Raw genomic sequence first — 26,746 nt, 5'->3', positions numbered from 1 at the left:
GTCAGTCTTCCCGGCGGTCCTGCTGGTCCCCGGCCTGGTATTCCAGTCCGGGTTCACCATCGTGTCCAGCTTCGGCCTCGGCTCCGGACTCGGCCTCCTCGGAGGTGTCCAGCTCGTCCGGCTCCACCGAGTCCTCGTCGGATTCGGTGTCGTCGGAGGCGAAATAGTCGGTCTCCTGGTCGTCGATGCTGGCGTCCTGTGGTTCAGAAGACTCTGCAGCGGTAACGGCCTCAGCTGCGCTGGCGCCTGATGCCGTATCGGTGGAGGATGTGGCGCCCTTGGCGGTTTCTGATGCCTGGGAAGCACGGTCCAGCAGGCGGCGGCGCTCGGCTTCCTCCCTGGCCTCTTCCTCTTCATCCCAGCCGAGGTCAATGATGTCCGGCTCTTCGTCCACGCCCTGGCCCAGTGCGTTCTCCGCTACGACGGCCTGCTTCCGCCATTTCTCGGCTTCAGCTTCGCGGCCCACGCCGGCGAGGGCGTCAGCGTAGGCACGGAAAAGCCGGGGGCTGTAGGAGAACGCCCGGTTGATGTCCAGTTGCGGGATTTCCAGTTCGGCTACCGCAGCATCCAGCTGGCCAAGATCGGTCCGGGCACCGGCGGCGACGATAGCAAGTTCGGCTTTCCCGGGGGCATCCAGGTCCTGGGCTTCCTCGGACCGGGCTACATCCAGCGCACGGTCAGGGCGGCCCAACCCACGCTCGCAGTCAGCCATGACCGGGAGGTGGACGTTGGAGCCGCTGATGCGGCGGTAGGTGCGGAATTCCCGTAGGGCTTCGCCGTAGTGGCCTGCTGCGTAAGCTGTCAGTCCGACGGCTTCGCGGACCGCAGCGAGCCTGCCACCACGCCGGCTGGCAGCCAGCGCGTGCTGGAACGCGAGTTCCGGTTCTTCGTCGATCAGCCGGCCGGCCATCACCAGGTGGCGGGCAACCCACTCCGCACTCTTGGCTTCGAGGGTCTTGATCTGGTGCTGGGTTGCGCGGTCCAGTTCCTTGCCCGTGACGTCTTCATCGATTTCCGGGGAACGCTCCCGGTCCGGACGGTTGGCGCTCCGCAGGTCCCGGGCGTTGGGCACCCGGACGGGACGTTCTTCCTGGCGGTCCCGCCCAAAGTTGCGTGGTCCGGCATTGTCCCGGCTGGAACCACGATCGAAGCTGCGGGGCGCGCGGTCCTGGCGGTCGTCCCGGGCGGCCCGGTCCCCACGGTCAGTCCGGTCACCGAAAGGCTTCCGGTTCTCGCCTCCGCCGAAGCCGCGGCGGTCCCCCTCGCTGTCACGGCGAGGACGGTCACCAAAGGGCTTCTGGTCACGGTCACCGAACGGCTTGCGGTCACGATCGCCGAACGGTTTCCGGTCACCAGTGCCGCCGAAGGGCTTCCGGTCACGGTCACCAAAAGGCTTCCGCTCTCCACCGCCGAAACCACGCCGGTCCCCTTCACCGTCACGGCGCGGACGATCACCAAAAGGCTTCCGGTCACGGTCACCAAAAGGCTTCCGCTCTCCACCGCCGAAACCACGCCGGTCCCCTTCACCGTCACGGCGCGGACGATCACCAAAAGGCTTCTGGTCACGGTCACCGAAAGGCTTCCGGTCACGGTCACCAAAAGGCTTCCGCTCTCCACCGCCGAAACCACGCCGGTCCCCTTCACCGTCACGGCGCGGACGATCACCAAAAGGCTTCTGGTCACGGTCACCATACGGCTTCCGGTCACGGTCACCAAAAGGCTTCCGCTCTCCACCGCCGGAGGGACGTCCGGACGACTCGCCGCCGCGGCTGGTGCGGGAGCGGAAACCGCGGGGGTCCCCGCCTGAATTGTTGTTGCCACGGAACCCGCCGCGGTCATTTCCGCCCCGGTTGCCGCCGCCGTTGTGCTCAGCCATGTGGATTCCTCCTGTTGTGAGCCGACCACTGGCGCAACTGCAGCCGCTCGTATCCGTGTTTCGTTTCCTACGCAACCCGAAATCAAGCGCTTCGAAGTCCGTACATCTTCATCAATTCTAGTGGAGCCGCCCAACGGGGCAGGACGAGAACAGCCCCGGCACCGGCATCGTGGCAATATTCACACGCTCTCTCACTCGATGCGGGGTTTCGGGGGACGCTCTCTCACTCGATGTGGGGTATCTACCAACGCTCTGTCAGGTCCCATGGGATTGGTAGAGGGCCCGGGCCTGTTCCCTTGAGGGAGTGGAAGAGGACGCAGAAAAGCGTGTGTCTATTGCTCTTCACACCTGAGGGCGTATTTGTGGCCGAAGATCGGTGGGTGCGTCGGTTCCGGGTCAGCGATGCGCAAACGCAGCCCACGTCCCGATCTTGGGCCATCGTTCACAGAGGACTTTTCGCGTACCCGCTCACACACGTCCACGGCGCACTCGGTAAAGCAGGTGTAGTAGCACCCGCTTGCCCTGAATCACTGCGTAGGGATCCTCCAACAGGTGCTGTACGTCGTCCACCCAAAGTAGTGCTTGCCGGACCCGAACACGACGGGCACGACGTCCATCCGCACCTCCTCGACCAGGCCCAGGGCAAGCACCTGGCCACCGACGCCACCAGCGGCGACCTCGACGATACGGTTACCAGCAAAGCTCTTGCGCTGTGGCCATGCCTGCCTGACGCCGTCGATGACAATTAAACGGCGCCTCGGAGTCCCAGCCCTCGGGCTTCCGCCGGTGCGTCACGTGGGCAAGCCGGCCCGCGGGCACCCGCCCCTTAGAGCAGTGAGAGAGGGTCCCCCCGGGAGGGCACATTAAGTGAGAGAGCGTCCCCCCTTGGGGAGGGCGCGGTGAGTGGGAGAGCATCCCCCCGGGGGGCGGGTCAGAGGGGGTCCCGGGTGTGGGTGGGTGTGGGTGGGTGTGGGTGGTTAAAGCAGTAGGGCCCTGACGTTGCCGTCAGGGCCCTGCTGTAATGTGTGTCCGGCGGTGACCTACTCTCCCACACCCTCCCGGGTGCAGTACCATCGGCGCTGTGGGTCTTAGCTTCCGGGTTCGGAATGGGACCGGGCGTTTCCCCCACGCTATGACCGCCGTAACCCTTGTACCCGTCCGCCGGGTTTGTGGTGCCCGGGGTGGGAAGCTTTGTGGTTACAACTGCTCCCGTTGTGTTGTTGGGAGCGGTGGTGTTGTTTATTCAGTTGTGTTCCTCAGCGCAACAGGCCCGTGGCGGGTTTGTTGGTTGGGAACCACATAGTGGACGCAAGCAGTCTTGTTATCTTTTTACCCTCCCCCTTGGTGCAAACGCTTTTGAACCCGTTTGCGGGGTGGGTGTGTGGTGTAAGTTATCGGCCTATTAGTACCGGTCAGCTTCACGAGTCGTTAGTCCTCGCTTCCACATCCGGCCTATCAACCCAGTGGTCTGGCTGGGGGCCTCTCACACACAAGGTGTATGGAAATCTCATCTTGAAGCGAGCTTCCCGCTTAGATGCTTTCAGCGGTTATCCCATCCGAACGTAGCTAATCAGCGGTGCACTTGGCAGTACAACTGACACACCAGAGGTTCGTCCGTCCCGGTCCTCTCGTACTAAGGACAGCCCTTCTCAAATTTCCTGCGCGCGCAGCGGATAGGGACCGAACTGTCTCACGACGTTCTAAACCCAGCTCGCGTACCGCTTTAATGGGCGAACAGCCCAACCCTTGGGACCTACTCCAGCCCCAGGATGCGACGAGCCGACATCGAGGTGCCAAACCATGCCGTCGATATGGACTCTTGGGCAAGATCAGCCTGTTATCCCCGAGGTACCTTTTATCCGTTGAGCGACGGCCATTCCACAATGTACCGCCGGATCACTAGTCCCGACTTTCGTCCCTGCTCGAGATGTCTCTCTCACAGTCAAGCTCCCTTGTGCACTTACACTCGACACCTGATTGCCAACCAGGCTGAGGGAACCTTTGGGCGCCTCCGTTACTTTTTAGGAGGCAACCGCCCCAGTTAAACTACCCATCAGGCACTGTCCCTGACCCGGATTACGGGCCGAAGTTAGATGTCCAAAGTGACCAGAGTGGTATTTCAACGATGACTCCACCCGAACTGGCGTCCGGGCTTCAACGTCTCCCACCTATCCTACACAAGCCACTCCGAACACCAATACCAAACTATAGTAAAGGTCTCGGGGTCTTTCCGTCCTGCTGCGCGTAACGAGCATCTTTACTCGTACTGCAATTTCGCCGAGTTTATGGTTGAGACAGCGGGGAAGTCGTTACTCCATTCGTGCAGGTCGGAACTTACCCGACAAGGAATTTCGCTACCTTAGGATGGTTATAGTTACCACCGCCGTTTACTGGGGCTTAAATTCTCAGCTTCGCCTTGCGGCTAACCGGTCCTCTTAACCTTCCAGCACCGGGCAGGAGTCAGTCCGTATACATCGTCTTGCGACTTCGCACGGACCTGTGTTTTTAGTAAACAGTCGCTTCCCCCTGGTCTCTGCGGCCCCGATCCCCTCCACACCGCGTGGGTGTATCAAGGTTGGGGCCCCCCTTCTCCCGAAGTTACGGGGGCATTTTGCCGAGTTCCTTAACCATAATTCTCTCGATCGCCTTAGTATTCTCTACCTGATCACCTGTGTCGGTTTGGGGTACGGGCGGCTAAAACCTCGCGTCGATGCTTTTCTCGGCAGCATAGGATCACCAAATCCCCCCAAACGGGGGTCCCATCAGATCTCAGGCATCATGAACAGCGGATTTGCCTACCGTTCGCCCTACATCCTTAGACCGGGACAACCATCGCCCGGCTTGGCTACCTTCCTGCGTCACACCTGTTAATACGCTTGCCTCCCAGGATCAGGTCCTGCGCTCCACCAAAACCCTCACACCACAAGGGCGATCGGGCAGGTCTCGGGCAGTTAGTATCCCCTGTTCAGCATGGGCGGTTTTTCGCCGGTACGGGAATATCAACCCGTTGTCCATCGACTACGCCTGTCGGCCTCGCCTTAGGTCCCGACTTACCCAGGGCAGATTAGCTTGACCCTGGAACCCTTGATCATTCGGCGGACGGGTTTCTCACCCGTCTTTCGCTACTCATGCCTGCATTCTCACTCGTGTAGGCTCCACCGCTGGTTTACACCGCGACTTCACCGCCCACACGACGCTCCCCTACCCATCCAAACGCCTGAACCACAAGGGCTTAGCTAATATTTGAATGCCACAACTTCGGCGGTGTACTTGAGCCCCGCTACATTGTCGGCGCGGAATCACTTGACCAGTGAGCTATTACGCACTCTTTTAAGGATGGCTGCTTCTAAGCCAACCTCCTGGTTGTCTTCGCAACTCCACATCCTTTCCCACTTAGCACACGCTTAGGGGCCTTAGTTGGTGGTCTGGGCTGTTTCCCTCTCGACTATGAAGCTTATCCCCCACAGTCTCACTGCTGCGCTCTCACTTACCGGCATTCGGAGTTTGGCTGACGTCAGTAACCTTGTAGGGCCCATTAGCCATCCAGTAGCTCTACCTCCAGCAAGAAACACGCAACGCTGCACCTAAATGCATTTCGGGGAGAACCAGCTATCACGAAGTTTGATTGGCCTTTCACCCCTACCCACAGCTCATCCCCTCCATTTTCAACTGAAGTGGGTTCGGTCCTCCACGACGTCTTACCGTCGCTTCAACCTGGCCATGGGTAGATCACTTCGCTTCGGGTCTAGATCACGCCACTGCAACGCCCTATTCAGACTCGCTTTCGCTACGGCTGCCCCACACGGGTTAACCTCGCGACGTAACACTAACTCGCAGGCTCATTCTTCAAAAGGCACGCCGTCACCAGAATCAGACTGGCTCCGACGGATTGTAAGCACACGGTTTCAGGTACTGTTTCACTCCCCTCCCGGGGTACTTTTCACCTTTCCCTCACGGTACTGGTCCGCTATCGGTCATTAGGGAGTATTTAGGCTTATCAGGTGGTCCTGACAGATTCGCACGGGATTTCTCGGGCCCCGTACTACTTGGGATACTCATCCGGGCGGTACACAACATTACGGTTACGGGGCTAACACCCTCTCTGGCCGGCCTTTCAAGACCGTTCACCTATGCCTGCACATCACACCCCACTGCCCCGGCAGAGACAGTACGGAAAGTCCCACAACCCCGACCATGCAACGCCCGCCGGCTATCACACATGGAACGGTTTAGCCTGATCCGCGTTCGCTCGCCACTACTAACGGAATCACTATTGTTTTCTCTTCCTGCGGGTACTGAGATGTTTCACTTCCCCGCGTTCCCTCCACGCACCCTATGTGTTCAGATGCGGGTCACCAGGCAACTCGCGTCCCTGGCGGGGTTTCCCCATTCGGACACCCTGGGATCACAGTCCGGTTATCGACTCCCCCAGGCTTATCGCAGATTCCTACGTCCTTCTTCGGCTCCTAATGCCAAGGCATCCACCGTGTGCTCTTAAAAACTTGACCACAAAAGATCAAAAACGCTAATTTTCGAGAGAACCACAGAAACCAACCACACCCAACAACAACCCCCCAAAAGAGGGACCATCACCACGCGCAGCCAGATCCAGGTTCATATTCTTGGAAATTGCTTCTTATAAAAGATGCTCGCGTCCACTATGTAGTTCTCAAACAACAACCCCGTACCACACACCCCACACACACAACATGCATGATCGGTGCAGCCAGGAAACCAGAAACAAACAAACCCGGCACAACCCCCACAAAAGAGGCCCATACCGGTCCTGTTGCCTCAGGACCCAACAGTGTGCCAAACACTAAACCACCCAACCCCAGACCCCGCCGTTCCAGGACACACAAAGCATCCGTACTAGACAAGACCAAGACCAGGCAGCCGCTATCCGTTGATATTCCACCCTTGAGCACCCGCCGCAGAACTTGCGTCTGCGCAACGGGCATATACTCCTGACAAACCCCCACCAACGCATACACGCAGTGACAGCCTGTAGGTGCTCCTTAGAAAGGAGGTGATCCAGCCGCACCTTCCGGTACGGCTACCTTGTTACGACTTAGTCCCAATCGCCAGTCCCACCTTCGACAGCTCCCTCCCACAAGGGGTTAGGCCACCGGCTTCGGGTGTTACCAACTTTCGTGACTTGACGGGCGGTGTGTACAAGGCCCGGGAACGTATTCACCGCAGCGTTGCTGATCTGCGATTACTAGCGACTCCGACTTCATGGGGTCGAGTTGCAGACCCCAATCCGAACTGAGACCGGCTTTTTGGGATTAGCTCCACCTCACAGTATCGCAACCCTTTGTACCGGCCATTGTAGCATGCGTGAAGCCCAAGACATAAGGGGCATGATGATTTGACGTCGTCCCCACCTTCCTCCGAGTTGACCCCGGCAGTCTCCTATGAGTCCCCACCATCACGTGCTGGCAACATAGAACGAGGGTTGCGCTCGTTGCGGGACTTAACCCAACATCTCACGACACGAGCTGACGACAACCATGCACCACCTGTAAACCGACCGCAAGCGGGGCACCTGTCTCCAGGTATTACCGGTTCATGTCAAGCCTTGGTAAGGTTCTTCGCGTTGCATCGAATTAATCCGCATGCTCCGCCGCTTGTGCGGGCCCCCGTCAATTCCTTTGAGTTTTAGCCTTGCGGCCGTACTCCCCAGGCGGGGCACTTAATGCGTTAGCTACGGCGCGGAAAACGTGGAATGTCCCCCACACCTAGTGCCCAACGTTTACGGCATGGACTACCAGGGTATCTAATCCTGTTCGCTCCCCATGCTTTCGCTCCTCAGCGTCAGTTAATGCCCAGAGACCTGCCTTCGCCATCGGTGTTCCTCCTGATATCTGCGCATTTCACCGCTACACCAGGAATTCCAGTCTCCCCTACATCACTCTAGTCTGCCCGTACCCACCGCAGATCCGGAGTTGAGCCCCGGACTTTCACGGCAGACGCGACAAACCGCCTACGAGCTCTTTACGCCCAATAATTCCGGATAACGCTTGCGCCCTACGTATTACCGCGGCTGCTGGCACGTAGTTAGCCGGCGCTTCTTCTGCAGGTACCGTCACTTACGCTTCTTCCCTACTGAAAGAGGTTTACAACCCGAAGGCCGTCATCCCTCACGCGGCGTCGCTGCATCAGGCTTGCGCCCATTGTGCAATATTCCCCACTGCTGCCTCCCGTAGGAGTCTGGGCCGTGTCTCAGTCCCAGTGTGGCCGGTCACCCTCTCAGGCCGGCTACCCGTCGTCGCCTTGGTAAGCCATTACCTCACCAACAAGCTGATAGGCCGCGAGTCCATCCAAAACCACAAAAAGCTTTCCACCCCCCACCATGCGATGAGGAGTCATATCCGGTATTAGACCCAGTTTCCCAGGCTTATCCCAGAGTTAAGGGCAGGTTACTCACGTGTTACTCACCCGTTCGCCACTAATCCCCCAGCAAGCTGGGATCATCGTTCGACTTGCATGTGTTAAGCACGCCGCCAGCGTTCATCCTGAGCCAGGATCAAACTCTCCGTTGAAGTAAAACAGACACAACCCCCAGCCCCGGGAAAACGGGACAAAAAGGCTGCACAAAATTTGAAACCAGCTGTAAAAACCAGACCACCCACAGGGGCGGGCAATCCAGTCAATTCAACCAATCACTAAAACAATTGGTATCAACAAACTTGGCACACTATTGAGTTCTCAAACAACAGACACATTCGAATATTCCCGAAACAATTCATTCAATGAATTTCTATTTCGTATTTCTTCGCTGCGATGTTTCAATCTTATTTCATTCATTTTCACTTTGCAAATCCGGTTGTTTTCCCGGAATTCACTCTGGAGAATGAATCCGCCCATCAGAAAGTGAAGCATTTCTTCCTTCAGTGCTTCCGCACATCGTGAAGCTGCTTCACTTTTTGTTTGGGGGTTTGTCGCTATTTTTCCGCTTCAGCGGCGGCGACTCAGAAAACATTACACGCTCCCCCGCGGCCGTGCAAATCGGCTGCGGAGGAGCGTGCAAGGCGTCTTCTCGGGCGGGTGAAAGCCTAGGGAACCAGGACTTCCACCGTGGCGAGGTTCTTCTTTCCGCGGCGCAGGAGGAGGTACTGCCCGTGCAGGAGTTCGGACTCTGAAATCACGGCTTCAGGGTCGGAGACCTTCTCGTTGTTGACGTAGGCTCCGCCTTCGCCCACAGTGCGTCGAGCCGCCGACTTGCTTTCGGAAAGACCCGAAGCAACCAGCAGGTCCACGATTCCCATGGCATCCACCTGCACGGTGGCGGAGGGAAGCTCGGAGGTGGCCGCTTGGAGGGTGGACTTGTCGAGGGCAGTAAGGTCACCGTTGCCGAACAGCGCTGCGGATGCCGCAATTACCTTTTCCGTGGCGTCGACCCCATGCACGAGGGACGTCACTTCGTAGGCGAGCTTGCGCTGGCCTTCACGGGCGAAGGGGCGCTCAGCCACAGCTACGGCAATTTCTTCGATCTCAGCCCGAGTAAGGAAAGTGAAGACCTTCAGCCGGTTCACAACATCGGCATCCGCCGTGTTGACCCAGAACTGGTAGAAGGCATACGGGCTGCACATGCCGGCGTCGAGCCAGATGGCGTTGCCCTCGCTCTTGCCGAACTTGGTGCCGTCAGCATTGGTGATCAGCGGGGTTCCCAGGGCATGGACGCTCTTGCCCTCCACCTTGCGGATCAGCTCGGTTCCGCTGGTGAGGTTGCCCCACTGGTCGGAGCCGCCGGTCTGCAGCACGCAGCCGTAATCGCGGTAAAGCTGGAGGTAATCCATCCCCTGCAGGATCTGGTAGCTGAATTCTGTGTAGCTGATGCCCTCATCCGAGCTCAGCCGGGAGGCCACGGCGTCCTTGCGCAGCATGGTTCCCACGCGGAAGTGCTTTCCCACGTCACGCAGGAAGTCGATGGCGCTCAGCGGCGCTGTCCAGTCCAGATTGTTGACCATCCGGGCTGCGTTGTCGCCCTCGAAGCTGAGGAACCGGCGGACCTGCGCCTGGAGGTAGCCCACCCACTCGGCCACGGTGTCCTTGGTGTTCAGGGTGCGCTCGGCGGTGGGGCGGGGATCGCCGATCATCCCGGTGGAACCGCCCACAAGCCCGAGCGGCTTGTGGCCGGCCAGCTGCAGCCGCCGCATAAGCAGGAGCTGGACCAGGTTGCCCAAGTGCAGGCTCGGCGCGGTGGGATCGAAGCCGCAATAGTACGTCACCGGCCCACCGGCGAGCAGTTTTTCGAGCTCTGCTTCATCGGTGGAGACGTGGACCAGGCCACGCCATTTCAGCTCCTGCCACACGTTGGCAAAAGTGGGGTCGTTCTGCTGCGATTCGAGGCTGTTGAGTTCTGGCACGCCTTCTAAGTTAGCAGTATTGCGGCAGGCCGGATCAGCGCTTGATCCCGGCCGGCACAGGTTCCGATGCGATAAGCCGGAGCCGCTGGGTGGCACGGGTCATCGCCACGTACAGGTCCCCCACCTTGCCGTGCTCGTGGTTGAGCATCATGGACGGCTCAAGCACCACGACGCCGTCGAACTCCAGGCCCTTCGCTTCACGCGGGCTGATCACCACGATGTCCTGCTCATAGCTGCCGGCACCTGTTCCTACGCGGCGCCCGTAGGCGGCGCGCAGGGCTGCGGTGGCTTCTGGCAGGAAGGCGCCGTCCGCGATGACGGCGAGGAGCCCGCCGTCGAGCGCGTCCAGTTCCTCGGACAGGACCTCAACAAGGCGGCTGACAACCTGGCCCCGCTCCACCTCATCAATGATGGGCGACCAGCGCCCTTCTCGGACAGCCTTGGGCGCCGATACCACCAGTCCGGCAGCGTTGGCCATCCGGACCGCGGCTTCGGCGATCTGCGAGGGAGTCCGGTAGTTGACCGTCAGCTCCTCCAGCTGCCAGCGCTCACCGAACATCGGAGCAAGCGCGCCCTGCCACGAATTGGCCCCGGCAACTGAGCTCGTCTGCGCGATGTCCCCGACGATCGTGAAGGACTTCAGGGGGCAACGGCGGACCAGCAGTCGCCATTGCATAGGCGAAAGCTCCTGCGCCTCGTCCACCACGATGTGGCCAAAGGCCCAGGTGCGGTCGCTGGTGGCACGCTCGGCCGCGGTCTGCCGCGCTTCCTGCTCCTGGTTCTGCTCGGCCAGTTCCTCGGCAGACATCAGCGGGTCCACGCCGGCCGCCTCCATGTTGACCAGCGTCTGCTTCGCGTTCGCAAGGTCCCGGGCACGGTCGTGTTCCTGCTGGGCGAGTCCACGCCCGGCCGCCGCATCAAGCTCGCCGAGCAGCTCAGCAGCCTCATCCAGCAGGGGCACGTCGGATTCCGTCCAGGGCGCGTCCGCGGGGCGCAGCAGCAGGGCACGCTCCGCGGCGGTCAGCTTGGGCGTGCAGGCTTCCAGGATTGCCGGCTTGCTGAAGAGCTCGGAGATCAGCTTTTCCGGCGTCATGGGCATCCAGCAAAGGTTGAGGGCGATCCGCACGTCACGCGCGCTGCGCACATCTTCAGCCAGGTAGGAGCGGTCGGCGTTGTTGCCGATGTTCCCGGCCTCAACGAGCTCGGTCATCTGTTCGGTCAGTTCCCGCAGCAGGATCTTGACGAACGTCACGCGTGCCTCGTTGTGGGGCTTGCCGGTGGAGCGTGCCCGTTCCCGTGCCCGGCGCACTTGGCGCTGGGTCAGCACGAGTTTGCGGCCGTCGACTTCGAGGATCCGGTCCTCGGCGGGCATCCGCTGCCGGTTGGCCACGGCATTTGCCACGACGCCGGCCATGTCCAGCCGCCCCTTGATGGCGGCAACCGCGGCGTCCGGCTCGGGCACAGCGTGGATTCCGGGCATAAGACGGCCCAGGCTGGCCATGACCACGCCGGTCTCGCCGAGGGATGGCAGCACCCGTTCGATGTACTTCATGAACGACGACGACGGGCCCACCAGCAGTACGCCGGCGGTCTTGAGGCGGTCGCGGTGGGTGTAGAGCAGGTAGGCGGCGCGGTGCAGGGCAACAGCGGTCTTGCCGGTGCCGGGCCCGCCCTGCACCACCAGCGCACCAGAAATCGAGGAGCGGATGATGCGGTCCTGCTCGGACTGGATGGTGCTGACGATGTCCGACATCCGGCCGGTGCGCTTCGAATTCAGCGCGGCCAGGAGGGCGCCCTCGCCCTGCAGCGATTCGTTGTCCGCAAGCATGCCCGCATCAAGGACGTCATCCTCGATGGCCTTCACCTCACGCCCCTGCAAAATGAGGTGCCGGCGGCGACGCACGCCCTGCCGGTCAAACGCGGTGGCCTGGTAGAAATGGCCGGCCTCGGGCGCGCGCCAGTCCACCATCAGCCGTTGCAGGTCCTCGGTGGTGAGGCCGATACGGCCTATGTACTGCGCTTCCCCCGAGTCCAGGTCCAGGCGGCCGAAGACCAGCCGGTCGTCCACGGCATCGAGCTGTGCCAGGCGGTCCTCATACAGGGCCGCGAATGCGTCACGCTCGGAGACGTTCTGCATGGTGCCCACGGCCCCGGCCCGGCGGACCTGCGCCAGCTGGCGGCGCTTTTCCTCGCGCAGCTCTTCCAGCCGCGCATACAGGCCGGCAACATAGTCCCGTTCGTGGGCCAAATCGGCGTCGAGCATTTAACGTTCCCCTATCGCAAAAGACAGACCTACCATTCTACAACCATTTCCGTTAATGCCTGTGAAACCCGGCCGGATCCGGTTTTGCCCTCTTGGGCTTGGCTGCCTTGTACTGGGAGACGGTGGGGTCGCCGGTGATCCAGAAGCGCCACGAGTAGAGGTCCGTTCCGCCTGCACCGGAGACCCCCACCCGGGGGCCTGAACTGACCGGCTGGCTGGGGCGGGGCGGAAGCACCAGCCCGAAAGGCGGGGCCAGCGCATCGCGTCCACTGTCCGCCGTCGTCATGCCCATAGCCTTGGCTAGGCGGGCCGGGCCCCTTGCGAGGTCGGCGGGCCCCTTGGAGGTGGGGCGCCGGCGCCGCGCCAGTTCCACGCCCTCCACGATCTCCCCGGCCCGCAGCAGCAGGGCCGAGGCCGTTCCTTCCGGTCCGCAGACGAGGTTGGTGCAGTGATGCATTCCGTAGGTGAAGTAGACGTAGAGGTGTCCGGCCGGGCCAAACATGGGTGCATTGCGGGGCGTGGGCCCGCGGTAGGTGTGGGATCCGGGGTCAGGATGCAGGGAATCCTCGGGCCCCAGGTAGGCCTCCACCTCGGTGAGCCGGACGGACACGGCGCCTTCCCGCGACTCGTGCGTCAGGACCGCGCCCAGCAGCAGCGGGGCCAACTCGCGGGCATCCCCGGACAGGAAATCCCGCAGCGAGGCGCCGGCCAGCGGATTTCTGCTCATGGCGAGACTCTATCCAAAGCCGGGCGCCAAAACCGGGAATTCCGGTATCAGCAGGGGAAACGGCCGTGTCTGATTTCCGCTAGCCGGGGCACTGTGCGGCTGGCAGGATGGAGGAATGGACTTCTGGCAGCGCTACCGGGCAATCGATGCCCGGGACACCCGGTTCGACGGGCAGTTCTACACTGCCGTCCGGACCACGGGCATCTACTGCCGCCCCTCCTGCCCGGCCAGGACCCCCAAAGCCGCCAACGTCACGTTCTACGAGACCTCCGCCGCAGCCCACGACGCCGGCTACCGGGCCTGCAAGCGCTGCCTTCCGGAGGCGGTTCCGGGGACACCCGCCTGGAACCTGCGCCAGGATATTGCCGGACGCGCCATGCGGCTCATCAACGACGGCGTGATCAACCGGGACGGCGTGGAGGGCCTCGCAGCCCGCCTGGGCTATTCGTCCCGCCAGCTCAACCGCATCCTCACCCAGGAACTGGGCGCGGGGCCATTGTCGCTGGCCCGGGCAGGCCGGGCACAGACCGCCCGGACCCTGCTGGTGTCCACCACCATGAAGCTCGCGGACGTCGCGTTCGCGGCGGGCTTCAGCAGCGTACGGCAGTTCAACGAAACCATGCTTGAGGTCTTCGGCATGACCCCCACTGCGCTGCGGGCGGCCCGGCAGCCGAAGGCCCCCGCCGGGTCCACGGCCATCACCCTCCGCCTCCCCTACCGGGAACCTTTCGACCCCGGGATTTTCACATTCCTGGCCGTGCGCGCCCTGCCTGGAATCGAAGTTGGAACCACGGCGTCCTACGCCCGAACGCTGCGGCTTCCCCACGGAGACGCGCGGTTCCGGGTGGATTACGACGACGGCGGGCCCGGGCGACCGCTGACCCTCACCATCGGCGCGGTGGACCTCCGCGACCTGCCGGCCTTGCTGAGCCGCGTCCGGAGGCTGTTCGACCTGGACGCTGACCCGGTTGCCATTGACAACGCGCTGGCCGGGGACAACCGGCTTACGGATGCGGTGGCAGGTGCCCCCGGAATCAGGATGCCCGGAGCGCTGGATCCCGCGGAAATGCTGGTCCGGGCGATGGTTGGGCAGCAGGTGACCGTCGCTGCGGCGCGGACCGCACTCACCCAACTGGCCGCCGTCGGACGCCCCAGCCAAAGCCCCGGCGAGGGCCTTGACCGCATGTTCCCCACGGCAGCGGAGATCGCTGCAGACGGCCACGCCCTCCTGCGCGGACCCCGGAAGCGCACCGAGGCGCTCCTCGCAGCCGCTTCCGCCCTCGCGGAGGGTAGGCTCGACTTCGGCTACGGCGACGACCCGGCCAGCCTGGCCGCCAAGCTGCTGCCCCTGGCGGGGGTTGGACCGTGGACGGTGGGCTACCTCACCATGCGGGTGCTCGGCGCCCCGGACGTATTCCTGGCCAACGACGCGGCGGTGCGGAACGGGATCAAGGCACTGAGCGGCATGGCGGAGGCCGCGGCGAATGCGGGACCTGGTCTCCCGGGTGCTGCGGGCCGAACCCCGGACTTCCGCGAGGTCAGCCCGTGGCGCTCCTATGCCACCATGCACCTGTGGCGGGCGGCGGCCCCGTCCACTGCCGGCGCGCGTCCGCGGGCGGCGGCGCTTGCCGCGGCAGGCACCAGCACAGCACGCACCAGCACCGCAGAGAAAGCGAACCGATGAAGGCCCAGTTGCTCCAGATGTCCACCCCGGACGGACCGTTCACCATCCTGGCCCAGGACGGCGTGGTCCTCTCCAGCGGCTGGACCGGCAAGTCCGGCGACCTGACCGGGCAAATCCACCCCTCCCTGCGGCCCGCTTCGGTTGAACTGGTCACCGACCTTGGGGAAATCTCGGCTGCCGTGGAGGCGTTCTACGGGGGCGATCCGGCGCCGGCCATGCAGGTGCCGGTGAGGCAGAAGTCCGGGCCGTTCCGCGCCCACGCCTGGGACGTGCTCCGGCTGGTGCAGCCTGGATCCCCCGTGACGTACACCGAGTATGCCGGGCTGGCCGGCAACCCGAAGGCCGTCAGGGCGGCGGCCAGCGCCTGCGCCTTCAATGCCGCTGCCCTGTTTGTTCCCTGCCACCGCGTGATCCGGACGGACGGGTCGCTGGGCGGCTTCCGGTGGGGACTGCCCATCAAACAGAGCCTGCTGGCGCGCGAAGCCGCCTGACAAGCCGCCTGACGAACGGGAACCCTGCTATTTGGATGCAGGGGTCCCGGCCGGCCAGGGCAGCAGCGGCGGCAGGTCGACGCCGTCGGCCGCGGCGGAAGCCCGCAGGCTCCCCAACGTGGGTGTGCGGCCGGCCAGCCAGGCGGCGATATCGGTGACCATGCCGCTGACCACGGTGGACCGGTTGCCGCTGCCGATAGAGACGGGCGGCAGGCCAAGCGGCTGCAGGACAAGCTTCTCCTCCGGCGGGACGCGGGCTGCGAGGAAGTCGAACAGGTGCTCGCAGAACGGCCGGCTCCAGGTTTCCGGTCCCCTGCCGGTCAGCAGGTCGGAGTTATGGATGACGAGCTCGCGCCAGAGGGCCAGGCCACCGTCCAGGACCACCCCGCCCCGATAGGAAATGGGCGCCCACCAGCCGGTGCGGTTGGCCGAAGAATCCTTGATGCCCGGCAGCGCATCGAACGCCCGCAGGACACGCTCCAGGGCCGCGGCCAGGTCCGTCCGGTGCGTAGCGGCATCGTGGCCCGCAGCCATGTCGATCGCCTTGTTCCGGCCGTCCATGCCGCCGTCGTACAGCTCAATTTTTTCCCCGCGCGCCGCGTACTCAAGCTGCCGTGCCATGGCGTTCGAGATGCCCGTGAGGTGGGCCAGGACGTGTCCGCGCGTCCAACCGGGCAGGGCGGACGGAGCCTTCACGTCCGCATCGGTGAGCTTGGCGGCGTCGGCGGTGACGTCATCGGCAGCTTGATGGATTCCGGCGAGCAGTGCGTCAGGTGCGGGGGCGGTCATGGCGCCCAGCCTAGTCCAGCCGCGCGCCGTCCGCGCCCAGGCGGTGGCGGATATGGTTGCCGTCGTTGCTGGCCTGCCAGAACTCGATCTCACTGGGGCGGATGGCGTACAGCTGCCACTCAGGGTTGTCCCTGCCGTCCGCACGCGGCCGTTCGGCCCAGTCCCTGGCCGAGGCCTCGGCGGACAGCACGACGACGGGACCCGCCACGCGGACCTGCCGGCCCAGCGATGGCCAGTAGAAGTTGAGGGCGGCGTGCGGGTTGCCGCCCAGTTCCCTGCCCTTGCGCGACGCGCGGGACGTGGCAAAGTGCCAGCCGTCGTCGTCGATGTTCTTCAGGATCAGCATCCTGGACGAGGGCTGCTGTCCACCGCCGGAACCGGGGCCAACCGTGGCCAGGCTGCACGCATGCGGCTGCAGCTCTCCCGCCGCCAGGGCCTCGTCCAGCCACTGCTTGAAGAGCAGGACCGGGTCCTGCGGCGACTTGTCCGGATCGAAGCCGGGCAGGTCAGAGGGAAAGTCGGGCAGGGTGCGAAGGAACTTCCGGAAGGTTTCGCTCATGCGGCCATGGTAGCCCGGGCCTCCTCCCCGGCACCGCCCCAACGCTCTCTCACTTGATGCGTGAAAATGGCCAACGCCCTCTCACTTTCTCGGGGAAAGTGAGAGAGCGTTGGCTGGAAAGGCACGTTAAGTGAGAGAGCGTCGCTGTCAGGCTGCGTACTCCCGGGCGCCCGCGAGCTCCGCCTCCAGCGCAGCCAGTTGGCGTTCGACGGCGGCCGGTGCCGTTCCGCCCTGGGAGTTGCGGCTGTTGAGCGATCCCTCAGTAGACAGGACCGTGCGGACCTCCGGCGTGAGGTGCTCCGAGATGGCGGCGTATTCCTCATCCGTCAGGTCCCACAGCTCCACGCCGCGGGATTCCGCCTGCTTGACGGCCGCGCCGGACAGCTCGTGCGCCTCGCGGAACGGGACGCCCTGGCGGACCAGCCACTCCGCGATGTCCGTGGCCAAGGCGAAGCCCTGCGGCGCCAACGACTCCATCCGTTCGGTGTTGAACTTGAGCGTCGCGATCATGCCGGAGACCGCCGGGAGCAGGAGCTCAAGGGTATCCGCGGCATCAAAGACCGGTTCCTTGTCCTCCTGCAGGTCGCGGTTGTACGCCAGCGGCAGGCCCTTGAGCGTGGCCAGGAGCCCGGTCAGGTTGCCGATCAGCCGCCCCGCCTTGCCACGTGCCAGCTCCGCCACGTCCGGGTTCTTCTTCTGCGGCATGATGGACGACCCCGTGGAGTACGAGTCATGGAGCGTGACGAAGGAAAACTCCTTGGTGGCCCACAGGATGACCTCTTCGGAGATCCGGGACAGGTCCACCCCGATCATGGAGCAGACCCAGGCGAACTCGGCGAAGACGTCGCGGGACGCGGTACCGTCGATCGAGTTGTGCGCCGCCGAGAAGAATCCCAGGTCCGCCGCGACGGCCTCGGGGTCCAGCCCCAGTGAAGATCCCGCCAAAGCACCTGAGCCATAAGGCGAAACGCCCGCGCGCTTGTCCCAGTCCTGGAGCCGCTGCACATCGCGCAGCAGCGCCCAGGCGTGGGCCAGGAGATGGTGGCTGAGCAGCACCGGCTGGGCGTGCTGCAGGTGGGTTCGGCCCGGCATGGCAACGCCGTGGTGCGCCTTGGCCTGCTCAACGAGGGCATCCACGGTGGCCAGCACGCCGCGGGCGATGATCCGGGCGTGGTCGCGCAGGAACATCCGGCCCAGCGTGGCAACCTGGTCGTTGCGGGACCGGCCGGCGCGGAGCTTGCCGCCCAACTGTGCGCCGGCGCGCTCGATCAGCCCGCGCTCCAGCGAGCCGTGCACGTCCTCGTCGGATTCGGCCGGCACATAGGCGCCCGAGGCGACGTCCTCATCCAGCCGGGTGAGGGCCGCCAGCATGCCTTCCAGCTCGGCGTCGTCCAGCAGGCCCGCCTTGTGCAGCACCCGCGCGTGGGCCTTGGAGCCGGCAATGTCGTAGCGGGCCAGCCGCCAGTCGAAGTGGGTGGACTTGCTCAGGGCCGCCAGGGCATCGGCGGGGCCGCCGGCGAACCGGCCGCCCCACAGTGCACCGGTATTTGTAGCGCTTGTCACTGACCTGCGACCCGGATGTCGCGGCCGGAGGCAACCTTGGCGGACATGCCCCACAGCTCGATGAAGCCGCGCGCCATGGACTGGTCGAAGGTGTCACCGGTGTCGTAGGTGGCCAGGTTGAAGTCGTAGAGCGACGTGTCGGAGCGGCGCCCGTTCACGATCGCCTGGCCGCCGTGCAGGGTCATGCGGATGTCGCCGGAGACGTACTTCTGGGTGTCCTCGATGAAGGCGTCCAGGGAGCGCTTGAGCGGGGAGAACCACTGGCCGTCGTACACCAGCTCGGCCCAGCGCTGGCCGACGGTTGCCTTGAAGCGGGCCTGCTCGCGCTCGATGGTGATGTCCTCGAGGTGCTTGTGCGCGGTGATCAGCGCCATGGCACCCGGTGCTTCATAGATTTCGCGGGACTTGATGCCCACCAGGCGGTCCTCGACGACGTCGATCCGGCCCACGCCCTGGGCGCCGGCGCGGCGGTTGAGTTCCTTGATGGCCTGCAGCGGGGTGACTTTCACGCCGTCGATCGCCACCGGAACGCCGGCTTCGAAGGAAATGATGACCTCATCCGGTGCCGGCGGGAACTCCGGGGTGGCGGTGTAGTCGTAGATGTCCTTGGTGGGGGCGTTCCAGATGTCTTCGAGGTAGCCGGTTTCCACGGCGCGGCCCCAGACGTTCTGGTCGATCGAGTACGGGTTCTTCTTGGTGGTCTCGATCGGCAGGCCCTTTTCCTCGGCGAACGCGATGGCCTTGTCGCGGGTGAGGGCAAGGTCGCGGACCGGAGCGATGCACTTCAGGTCCGGGCCCAGGGTCTGGATGCCCACTTCGAAGCGGACCTGGTCGTTGCCCTTGCCGGTGCAGCCGTGGGCAACCGTGGTGGCGCCGAATTCACGGGCAGCCTTGACCAGGTGCTTGACGATGACCGGGCGGGAGATGGCCGAGACCAGCGGGTAGTGGCCCTGGTAGAGGGCGTTGGCCTTGAGCGTGGGGACGCAGTACTCGTTGGCGAACTCGTCGGAGGCGTCGGCCACGTAGGCCTCGACGGCGCCGCAGCCCAGGGCGCGCTGGCGGATGGTCTCCAGGGACTCGCCGCCCTGTCCGACGTCGACCGCCACGGCGATGACCTCGGCGCCGGTGGCTTCGCCGATCCAGCCGATGGCTACTGAGGTGTCCAGGCCGCCTGAGTAGGCCAGCACGATGCGTTCAGTCACTTGGATGCTCCTTGGGATTGGGGGGTTGTGGATGTTGTCTTCAAGCTTATTGCCCCGCTTCTTCAGCCAGTTGCAGGAACCTGGCGGCCAGGTCCTGGCCGCCCTCGGGGTCCCGGGAGACCAGCAGCACGGTGTCGTCCCCGGCGATGGTCCCCAGGATGGACGGCATCACCGAATGGTCAATGGCGAGTGCCAGGAAGTTGGCGGCGCCCGGCGGGGTACGGAGCACGGCGATGTTGGCCGAGGCCTCCGCGGTGACCAGCAGTTCACTGCAGAGCCGGGCCAGCCGGGCGTCCAGGATCTCCTGGCTCACCCCGCTTTTAGCGGCCCGCTCGCCGCCTTCACCGGGTACGGCGTAGACAAGCACGCCCTCCTTGCCGCGCACCCGGACAGCGCCGAGTTCCACCAGGTCCCGCGACAGCGTCGCCTGGGTGACCTGCACACCGTCGTCCGCCAGCAGGGCCGCCAGCTCAGCCTGGGAACGCACCGATTCACCCGTCAGGATGGCCGCGATCCGGGCCTGCCGGGCCGTTTTGGTTGCCGGGCTGGAGCCCGGCGACGCCGGTTGGGCAGACACTAGAACGTGCTCTCCCCGGTGCCTTCAACCGGAGCGAGGCCGTCAACGAAGGCCAGGCCGGACCGGTGCATCAGCCATGCCATCAGGGCCTTCTGGGCGTGCAGCCGGTTTTCGGCCTCGTCCCAGACGATTGACTGCGGACCGTCGATGACGCCCGCGGAGATTTCGTAGCCGCGGTAGGCGGGCAGGCAGTGAAGCACGACGGCGTCTTCCGCAGCCTGTGCCATTGCCGCCTCATCGACGGAGTACTCCCGGAACAGCTGGAGGCGGGCTTCCTTCTCGGCTTCCTGGCCCATGGACACCCACGTGTCCGTTGCCACGACGTCGGCCCCCTTCAGGGCCTCCGCCGCGTCACTGGTCACCAGCACCGAACCGCCGGTCTCCGCGGCGCGTTCCTCCGCGGCTGCCACGATGTCCGCTGCCGGGAGGTATCCCTCGGGCCCGGCAATCCGGACGTGCATGCCGGCCGTGACTCCGGCCAGCAGGTAGGAGTTCGCCATGTTGTTGGCCGCGTCGCCCAAGTAACTCATGGTGAGCCCCTTGAGCTGGCCCTTGTGCTCCTTCACGGCCAGCAGGTCCGCGAGCAGCTGGCACGGGTGGTAGTCATCGCACAGCGCGTTGATGACCGGCACCTTGGAGTTCTCGGCCATGGCCACCAGGCCGGCATGGGCGCCGGTCCGCCAGACAATGGTGGACACCATGCGTTCCAGGACCTTGGCGGTGTCCTCCACGGACTCCTTGTGGCCGATCTGCGCCTCGCCCGGGTTGATGATCAGCGCATTGCCGCCCATGTCCGCGATGCCGGTGGCGAACGAAACGCGGGTCCGGGTGGAGGTCTTGTCGAAGATCACGGCCACGGTCTTGCGGCCGTTGCCCTCGGCAGCGAAAGGCTGCACGCTGTACGGCGCGGCCTTCATGCGGACGGCGAGGTCCAGGACCTCGGCCTGCTCTGCGGGGCTGAGGTCCGTGTCCTTGAGGAAGTGCCGGGTGGTGCCGGTGGCTGTTGTCACTGGGCGTCCTTAGCTGCTTGGAGGATGGCCGGGAAGGCGGCCAGGAAGGTGTCTGCCTGCGCTGCGGTGAGGACCAGCGGCGGCGCAAGCCGGATGGTGTGGGGACCCGGGCTGTTGACGATGAAGCCCGCGTCCAGGCCCGCCTGCACCACTGCGGGGGCCACGTCCGCGTCGAGGTCGAAGCCGATGAGCAACCCTTCGCCCCGGACTTCGGTGACGCCCGGGATGGCCCCCAGCGCGGAACGCAGGTGCTCCCCGACCGATACAACGTTCGCCAGGACGTCCTGGCTTTCGATCGCGTGGAGCGTGGCGAGGGCAGCTGCCGTGGCCACCGGATTGCCGCCGAACGTGGTGCCGTGCTGGCCCGCGGACAGCAACGACGACGTGTGGCCGCCGAACGTGACCAGCGCACCGATCGGGAAGCCGCCGCCAAGGCCCTTTGCCAAGGTCACGGCGTCGGGCATGATGCCTGCGTCCTCGCTGGCAAGCCACTTGCCGGTGCGCCCCATGCCGGTCTGCACCTCGTCCAGGATCAGCAGCGCCCCTACCCGGGCAGTGAGCTCCCGAGCGGCCCGAAGGTATCCGGACGGCAGGGGCCGCACGCCCGCCTCGCCCTGGATGGGTTCCAGGAAGACGGCGGCCACGGTTTCATCCACTGCGGCTTTGAGCGCCTCGACGTCCCCGAAGGGGATGTGCACCACGCCGCCGGGCAGCGGCTCAAACGGCTCCCGGTAGGCCTCCTTGGCGGTCAGGGCAAGTGCGCCCATGGTCCGGCCGTGGAACGCGCCTTCGAGGGCGATGATTTTGGTCCGCTTCACGCCGCTCCCACCCGTATTGCGGCGGGCCAGCTTGAAGGCAGCCTCATTGGCCTCGGTGCCGGAGTTGGTGAAGAACACCTTGGAACCGGCCGGCGCCTCGGTGATGGCCAGGAGTTTTTCGGCGAGGGCGATCTGCGTGGGGCTGGTGAAGAAGTTCGAGACATGCCCGAGCGTGGCCAGCTGGCTTGAGATGACGGACGTGACGAAGGGATTCGCGTGGCCCAGCGCGTTGACCGCGATCCCGCCCAGGAGGTCCAGGTACTCCTTGCCGTCCGCATCCCAGACCAGGCAGCCGGCGCCCCGGACCAGCACACGCTGTGGAGTGCCGAACACGCCCATCAGGGAGGTGGAGTAGCGTGCCAGCCACTCGGAGCCGGCGTGGCCCGTGGTCTCCACGAGCTCCGTCACCGCTGACTTTTCCACCGCGTTCATCCGTTGATCTCCTCGTCCGGGACTACCTGCGTGCCGATGCCCGCCGTCGTAAAAGTTTCAAGAAGCATGGAATGGGGCAGGCGCCCGTCCACGATGTGCGCGCGTTCCACACCCTCGTCAATGGCCTTCAGGCAGGCTGCCATCTTGGGGATCATGCCTGATTCGAGCCGCGGCAGCATGTCCCGCAGTTCCGAGGCCGTAAGGGAGGAAATGAGGGAGGACTTGTCCGGCCAGTTGGCGTAGAGGCCTTCGACGTCGGTCAGGATCACCAGCTTGGAGGCGCCCAGCGCCGACGCAACGGCAGCCGCGGCGGTGTCCGCGTTGACGTTGAGGACCTGGCCGGTGGTCTGGAACCCTGCCGTGCCGAGGAAGCCGTCGCCGTCGTCCACGATCTCAGGCGCGACGGTGGAGATGACGGGGATGCGGCCGGCCCCGAGGATGTCCTCGATGCCTGCGGGATCAACGCCCACCACCTCGCCCACCAGCCCGAGGTCCACCTCTTCGCCGTCCACCACGGTCCCGGTGCGGACCGCGCGCAGCAGCCCGCCGTCTTCACCGGACATACCGACGGCGTAGGGGCCGTGGGAGTTGATCAGTCCCACCAGCTCGCGCCCCACCTGGCCGGTGAGGACCATGCGGACCACATCCATGGCCTCGGGCGTGGTGACGCGGAGGCCGCCCTTGAACTCAGACTCGATGCCCAGCCTGCCGAGCATGGAGTTGATCTGCGGGCCGCCGCCGTGGACCACCACGGGATGGATGCCCACGTGGTGGAGGAAGACAATGTCCTCGGCAAAGGCGCGGCGGAGCTCATCATTGACCATGGCGTTTCCGCCGTACTTGACCACCATGGTGGTGCCTGCGAAGCGCTGGATCCAGGGCAGGGCCTCAATCAGCGTCGCAGCCTTGTCCTGGGCGTCGGACGTGCTGGTGGTTTCACGCGTCTGGGTGTTCATGCTGTCACTTTCCGCAACGGTTTCTGCCGGGGGCACGGGACCCTAGCTGGAGTAGGCGCTGTTCTCGTGAACGTAGTCGTGGGTGAGGTCGTTGGTCCAGATGGTGGCCTCGGCGTCTCCGGCCTGCAGGTCGATTTCCACCAGGACCTCACGCGGTTCCAGGTTCACCAGGCTGCGGTCATCCCCGATGCTGCCGTTGCGGCAGATCTGGATCCCGTTCATGGCCACATTCAGCTGGTCCGGTTCGAACGCGGCGTCGGTGGTGCCAACGGCGGAGAGCACCCGCCCCCAGTTGGGGTCCTTGCCGAAGATGGCGGCTTTGAAGAGGTTGGAACGGGCTACGGACCGGCTGACGGTTTCGGCGTCGGCTTCGCTGGCGGCATTGAAAGTGCGGATGGCGATGTCGTGGCTGGCACCCTCGGCGTCCGCAATCAGCTTGCGGGCAAGTTCGGCGCAGACCTTGATCAGGCCCTCGCCAAACGCTTCGGCGGAGGGAACAGCGCCGGACGCGCCGGAGGCCAGCAGCACCACGGTGTCGTTGGTGGACATGCATCCGTCGGAGTCGGCCCGGTCGAAGGTAATGCGCGTGGCGTCGCGGAGGACGACGTCGAGCATTTCCGGCTCCACCGTGGCATCCGTGGTGAGCACCACCAGCATGGTTGCCAGGCCGGGAGCGAGCATGCCCGCGCCCTTGGCAATGCCGCCGATGCTGAATTCCTGGCCGTCGGCGTCGCTGCCGATGAACAGCGCGGATTTCGGCACCGAGTCGGTGGTCATGATGGCCAGGCCGGCTTCGGGGCCGCCGTCGGTGCTGAGTGCGGCGGCGGCTGCCTCCACGCCGGGAAGGATCTTGTCCATGGGCAGCTGCTCGCCGATCAGGCCCGTGGAGCAGACAAACACATCCGTGGCCGAGATGCCCAGCACCTCCGCCACCTTTTCGGCAGTGCTGTGCGTGTTCTGGAAGCCGGTGGGCCCGGTGCAGGCGTTGGCGCCGCCGGAGTTGAGGATGACTGCGTCCACGCGGCCGTCGGAAACCACCTGGCGGGACCAGTGGACCGGGGCCGCAGCCACCCGGTTGCTGGTGAAGACTGCGGCGGCAGCCTTGGACGGTCCGTCGTTGACCACCAGGGCAAGGTCCGGGTTGCCGGAAGCCTTCAGTCCTGCGGTAATGCCGGCGGCCCGGAATCCGGAAGGTGCGGTAATGGTCACGGAGCTACTCCCTGCAGGTCAAGGCCGGCGGTTTCCGGCAGGCCGAGTGCGATGTTCATGGACTGGACGGCGCCGCCGGCGGTCCCTTTGGTGAGGTTGTCGATAACGCAGGTGACGATCACGCGGCCGGTGTGGGCGTCATAGGCAAGCTGCATCGCAGCGTGGTTGGACCCCTGCACGGACTTGGTGGAAGGCCACTGGCCTTCCGGCAGGACGTGCACAAACGGTTCGTCCTCGTAGGCGTCGGTCCATGCCTGGCGCAGCTGTTCGGCCGTGGTGCCGTTGAGTGCCTGCGGCTTTACCCTTGCGGTCGCCGTGGTGAGGATGCCGCGGCTCATGGGCGCCAGGGTGGGTGTAAAGGACACCGTGACCTTCTCCCCTGCCGCGTTGGACAGTCCCTGTTCGATCTCGGGGGTATGCCGGTGTCCGCCGCCCACGCCGTAGGGGCTCATGGAGCCCATCACCTCGGCGCCGATCAGGTTCACTTTTGCGGCCTTGCCCGCGCCCGAGGTGCCGGAGGCGGACACGATCACGACGTCGTCGGGTTCCAGGAGGTGCGCGGCGAACCCTGGCGTCAAGGCCAGCAGGGCCGACGTCGGATAGCAGCCGGGCACGGCAATGCGGCTTGCGCCCTTCAGGGCCTCGCGCTGGCCGGGCAGTTCCGGCAGGCCATACGGCCAGGTGCCGGCGTGGGCAGAGCCATAAAACTTCTCCCAGACGGCAGGATCCTCAAGGCGGTGGTCAGCCCCGGCGTCAATGACGATGGTCCCCTCCGGGAGCTGGGCAGCGATTTCGGCCGATGCACCGTGCGGCAGGGCCAGGAAGACGACGTCGTGGCCGGACAGGTTCTCCACGGTGGTGTCCTCGAGGATGCGGCTGGCCAGTCCGTGCAGGTGGGGCTGGAGCTCGCCGAGCCGGGAGCCGGCGTTGCTGTGGGCCGTGATGGCTCCAATGGTGACATCCGGATGTGCGGCGAGGAGTCGCAGGACTTCTCCCCCGGCATAACCGCTGGCGCCTGACACTGCAACAGAAATAGTCATGGCCTCCACCTTACAGCAAGAATATTCACTAGTCCCGATATTTATGCAGCCGGCCATGGCGATTCGGCTCGGGGCCCCTGTTTCCCTTAGCAGGTTCCCTGCACGCTTTCCCTGCAGCTTTTCCCTGCAAGCTTTCCCTGCGGGGTTCCCTAGGATGGAACCTGCAGCCGGGGCTGGAAAGGCCGGGCCCGGGGAAGGAGAGCCATGACGCATGCAATCGTCGCACGGCAGGCGGGCGGCCCGGAAGTCCTCGAATATGTAGAGGTGGACCGGCCGCTCCCGGGCCCTGGCCAGCTGTTGGTCAAAGTTGGTGCGGCAGGAGTGAATTTCATCGATACCTACAAGCGCAGCGGCGTGTACAAGGTCCCGTATCCCTTTACGCCGGGCTCTGAGGCGGCGGGGACGGTTGCCGGACTTGGCGAAGGCGTGACCGGCTTCGCGGAAGGACACCGGGTGGCCACCGCCGAGGGCACCGCCTGCTACGCCGGCTACGCGCTGGTGGATGCGGACAAGGCCCTGCCCGTGCCGGAGGGACTCGACGACCTCACCGCTGCCGCCCTCCCGCTGCAGGGAATGACGGCCCATTTCCTGATTAACTCCACTTTCAAGGTGGAGCCCGGGCACACTGTGCTGCTCCACGCCGGCGCCGGCGGCGTTGGCCTGCTGATGACCCAGCTGCTCAAGGCCAAGGGTGCCACCGTGGTCACCACCGTATCCACGGATGAAAAAGAACGGCTCGCCCTCGACGCCGGCGCGGACCATGTGCTGCGCTACGAGGGATTTACCGATGCCGTCAGGGACATCACCAACGGCAAGGGTGCCGACGTCGTGTACGACGGCGTGGGAAAGGACACGTTCGACGGCTCGCTGGCCGCCCTGCGCGTCAGGGGGACATTGGTGCTTTTCGGCGCAGCCTCGGGTCCCGTTCCCCCGGTGGACCCGCAGCGCCTTAACGCGGGCGGCTCGCTCTTCCTGACCCGGCCAACCATTGCGCACCACCTGCTGGACGCGGCGGAACGGCGCTGGCGTTCGGACGAAATCTTCGCGGCCGCCGCCAACGGCAGCCTGAAAGTGAGGGTGGGCGGACAGTACCCGCTGGCTGAGGCCGCCCAGGCTCACCGCGACCTCGAGGGGCGCCGGACCACCGGCAAGGTGGTCCTGGTTCCATAGGGCCAGCC

Annotated in this window: 19 protein-coding genes and 3 rRNA genes; 5 read left to right on the top strand and 17 right to left on the bottom strand. The window is 64.7% G+C overall.

The annotated features are described in order from the left end of the window. Position 1: 1 nt before the first annotated feature. A complete protein-coding gene (locus KTR40_RS07235; protein WP_228405733.1) occupies positions 2–1,072 on the bottom strand; it encodes a hypothetical protein in 1,071 nt (356 codons plus the stop codon). Between KTR40_RS07235 and KTR40_RS07230 the strand changes: the two genes are divergently transcribed. Together KTR40_RS07230 and KTR40_RS07225 are read left to right on the top strand one after the other, a co-directional pair. Then, positions 965–1,807: a hypothetical protein gene (locus tag KTR40_RS07230; protein ID WP_228405732.1), complete on the top strand. Its 843-nt coding sequence runs from the start codon at positions 965–967 to the stop codon at positions 1,805–1,807. The genes KTR40_RS07235 and KTR40_RS07230 overlap by 108 nt on opposite strands. Positions 1,808–2,454: 647 nt before the next feature. Beyond that, the gene (locus KTR40_RS07225; protein ID WP_171058967.1) at positions 2,455–2,625 is read left to right on the top strand and encodes a hypothetical protein; all 171 of its coding nucleotides are present in this window, start codon (positions 2,455–2,457) and stop codon (positions 2,623–2,625) included. Between the two features lie 278 nt (positions 2,626–2,903). Here the strand turns inward: KTR40_RS07225 and rrf are convergent. The 6 genes from rrf to KTR40_RS07195 form a co-directional block, all read right to left on the bottom strand. Then, positions 2,904–3,020, bottom strand: a 5S ribosomal RNA gene (gene rrf, locus KTR40_RS07220). A 237-nt stretch (positions 3,021–3,257) separates the two neighbouring features. After that, positions 3,258–6,384: ribosomal RNA gene (locus tag KTR40_RS07215) — 23S ribosomal RNA — on the bottom strand. A gap of 514 nt (positions 6,385–6,898) precedes the next feature. After that, positions 6,899–8,421, bottom strand: a 16S ribosomal RNA gene (locus KTR40_RS07210). Together the 16S, 23S and 5S rRNA genes form the textbook arrangement of a ribosomal RNA operon. A gap of 513 nt (positions 8,422–8,934) precedes the next feature. After that, the gene (gene tyrS / locus KTR40_RS07205; RefSeq protein ID WP_139028772.1) at positions 8,935–10,248 is read right to left on the bottom strand and encodes a tyrosine--tRNA ligase; all 1,314 of its coding nucleotides are present in this window, start codon (positions 10,246–10,248) and stop codon (positions 8,935–8,937) included. Positions 10,249–10,282: 34 nt separating this feature from the next. Continuing rightward, complete coding sequence (locus KTR40_RS07200) at positions 10,283–12,511, bottom strand: AAA family ATPase (protein ID WP_139028771.1); 2,229 nt, start codon at positions 12,509–12,511, stop codon at positions 10,283–10,285. 52 nt (positions 12,512–12,563) lie between these two features. Then, on the bottom strand, positions 12,564–13,238 hold the full coding sequence (locus KTR40_RS07195; protein ID WP_228405731.1) for a DNA-3-methyladenine glycosylase: 675 nt from the start codon (positions 13,236–13,238) through the stop codon (positions 12,564–12,566). 115 nt (positions 13,239–13,353) lie between these two features. Here KTR40_RS07195 and KTR40_RS07190 point away from each other — a divergent pair, with 115 nt between their 5' ends. Both KTR40_RS07190 and KTR40_RS07185 read left to right on the top strand, forming a co-directional pair. Beyond that, a complete protein-coding gene (locus KTR40_RS07190) occupies positions 13,354–14,922 on the top strand; it encodes a DNA-3-methyladenine glycosylase 2 family protein (RefSeq protein ID WP_228405730.1) in 1,569 nt (522 codons plus the stop codon). Beyond that, the gene (locus KTR40_RS07185; RefSeq protein ID WP_228405729.1) at positions 14,919–15,413 is read left to right on the top strand and encodes a methylated-DNA--[protein]-cysteine S-methyltransferase; all 495 of its coding nucleotides are present in this window, start codon (positions 14,919–14,921) and stop codon (positions 15,411–15,413) included. Before KTR40_RS07190 ends, KTR40_RS07185 begins: the two co-directional genes overlap by 4 nt. A 27-nt stretch (positions 15,414–15,440) precedes the next feature. Here KTR40_RS07185 and KTR40_RS07180 read toward each other — a convergent pair whose 3' ends face one another. The 10 genes from KTR40_RS07180 to argC form a co-directional block, all read right to left on the bottom strand. Continuing rightward, complete coding sequence (locus tag KTR40_RS07180; RefSeq protein ID WP_139028767.1) at positions 15,441–16,202, bottom strand: maleylpyruvate isomerase family mycothiol-dependent enzyme; 762 nt, start codon at positions 16,200–16,202, stop codon at positions 15,441–15,443. 10 nt (positions 16,203–16,212) lie between these two features. After that, positions 16,213–16,761 carry a pyridoxal 5'-phosphate synthase gene (locus KTR40_RS07175; protein ID WP_139028766.1) on the bottom strand — a complete coding sequence of 183 codons (549 nt, stop codon included), beginning with the start codon at positions 16,759–16,761 and terminating at the stop codon, positions 16,213–16,215. A gap of 147 nt (positions 16,762–16,908) precedes the next feature. Further along, positions 16,909–18,324: an argininosuccinate lyase gene (gene argH, locus KTR40_RS07170; RefSeq protein WP_228405728.1), complete on the bottom strand. Its 1,416-nt coding sequence runs from the start codon at positions 18,322–18,324 to the stop codon at positions 16,909–16,911. Then, positions 18,321–19,526 (bottom strand): argininosuccinate synthase, encoded by a 1,206-nt coding sequence (locus tag KTR40_RS07165; RefSeq protein ID WP_139028764.1) that lies wholly within the window; start codon positions 19,524–19,526, stop codon positions 18,321–18,323. The genes argH and KTR40_RS07165 overlap by 4 nt, the downstream gene beginning before the upstream one ends. 46 nt (positions 19,527–19,572) lie before the next feature. After that, positions 19,573–20,103, bottom strand: a complete 531-nt coding sequence (locus KTR40_RS07160) for an arginine repressor (protein WP_139028763.1) — start codon at positions 20,101–20,103, stop codon at positions 19,573–19,575. After that, on the bottom strand, positions 20,103–21,113 hold the full coding sequence (gene argF, locus KTR40_RS07155) for an ornithine carbamoyltransferase (RefSeq protein WP_139028762.1): 1,011 nt from the start codon (positions 21,111–21,113) through the stop codon (positions 20,103–20,105). The genes KTR40_RS07160 and argF overlap by 1 nt, the downstream gene beginning before the upstream one ends. Beyond that, positions 21,110–22,363 carry an acetylornithine transaminase gene (locus tag KTR40_RS07150; protein ID WP_228405727.1) on the bottom strand — a complete coding sequence of 418 codons (1,254 nt, stop codon included), beginning with the start codon at positions 22,361–22,363 and terminating at the stop codon, positions 21,110–21,112. The genes argF and KTR40_RS07150 overlap by 4 nt, the downstream gene beginning before the upstream one ends. After that, on the bottom strand, positions 22,360–23,319 hold the full coding sequence (argB, locus tag KTR40_RS07145) for an acetylglutamate kinase (protein ID WP_228405726.1): 960 nt from the start codon (positions 23,317–23,319) through the stop codon (positions 22,360–22,362). Before argB ends, KTR40_RS07150 begins: the two co-directional genes overlap by 4 nt. 42 nt (positions 23,320–23,361) lie before the next feature. Then, positions 23,362–24,528 carry a bifunctional glutamate N-acetyltransferase/amino-acid acetyltransferase ArgJ gene (gene argJ / locus KTR40_RS07140; RefSeq protein ID WP_228405725.1) on the bottom strand — a complete coding sequence of 389 codons (1,167 nt, stop codon included), beginning with the start codon at positions 24,526–24,528 and terminating at the stop codon, positions 23,362–23,364. Beyond that, positions 24,525–25,568, bottom strand: coding sequence for an N-acetyl-gamma-glutamyl-phosphate reductase (gene argC / locus KTR40_RS07135; protein ID WP_228405724.1), 1,044 nt, complete (start codon positions 25,566–25,568; stop codon positions 24,525–24,527). Before argC ends, argJ begins: the two co-directional genes overlap by 4 nt. Before the next feature lie 204 nt (positions 25,569–25,772). Between argC and KTR40_RS07130 the strand changes: the two genes are divergently transcribed. Beyond that, a complete protein-coding gene (locus KTR40_RS07130) occupies positions 25,773–26,738 on the top strand; it encodes a quinone oxidoreductase (protein WP_228405723.1) in 966 nt (321 codons plus the stop codon). Positions 26,739–26,746: the final 8 nt, after the last annotated feature.

The sequence above is a fragment of the Pseudarthrobacter sp. L1SW genome (assembly GCF_020809045.1).
Taxonomy (GTDB): Bacteria; Actinomycetota; Actinomycetes; order Actinomycetales; family Micrococcaceae; genus Arthrobacter.
This window is presented reverse-complemented; position numbering and strand designations above follow the sequence as displayed.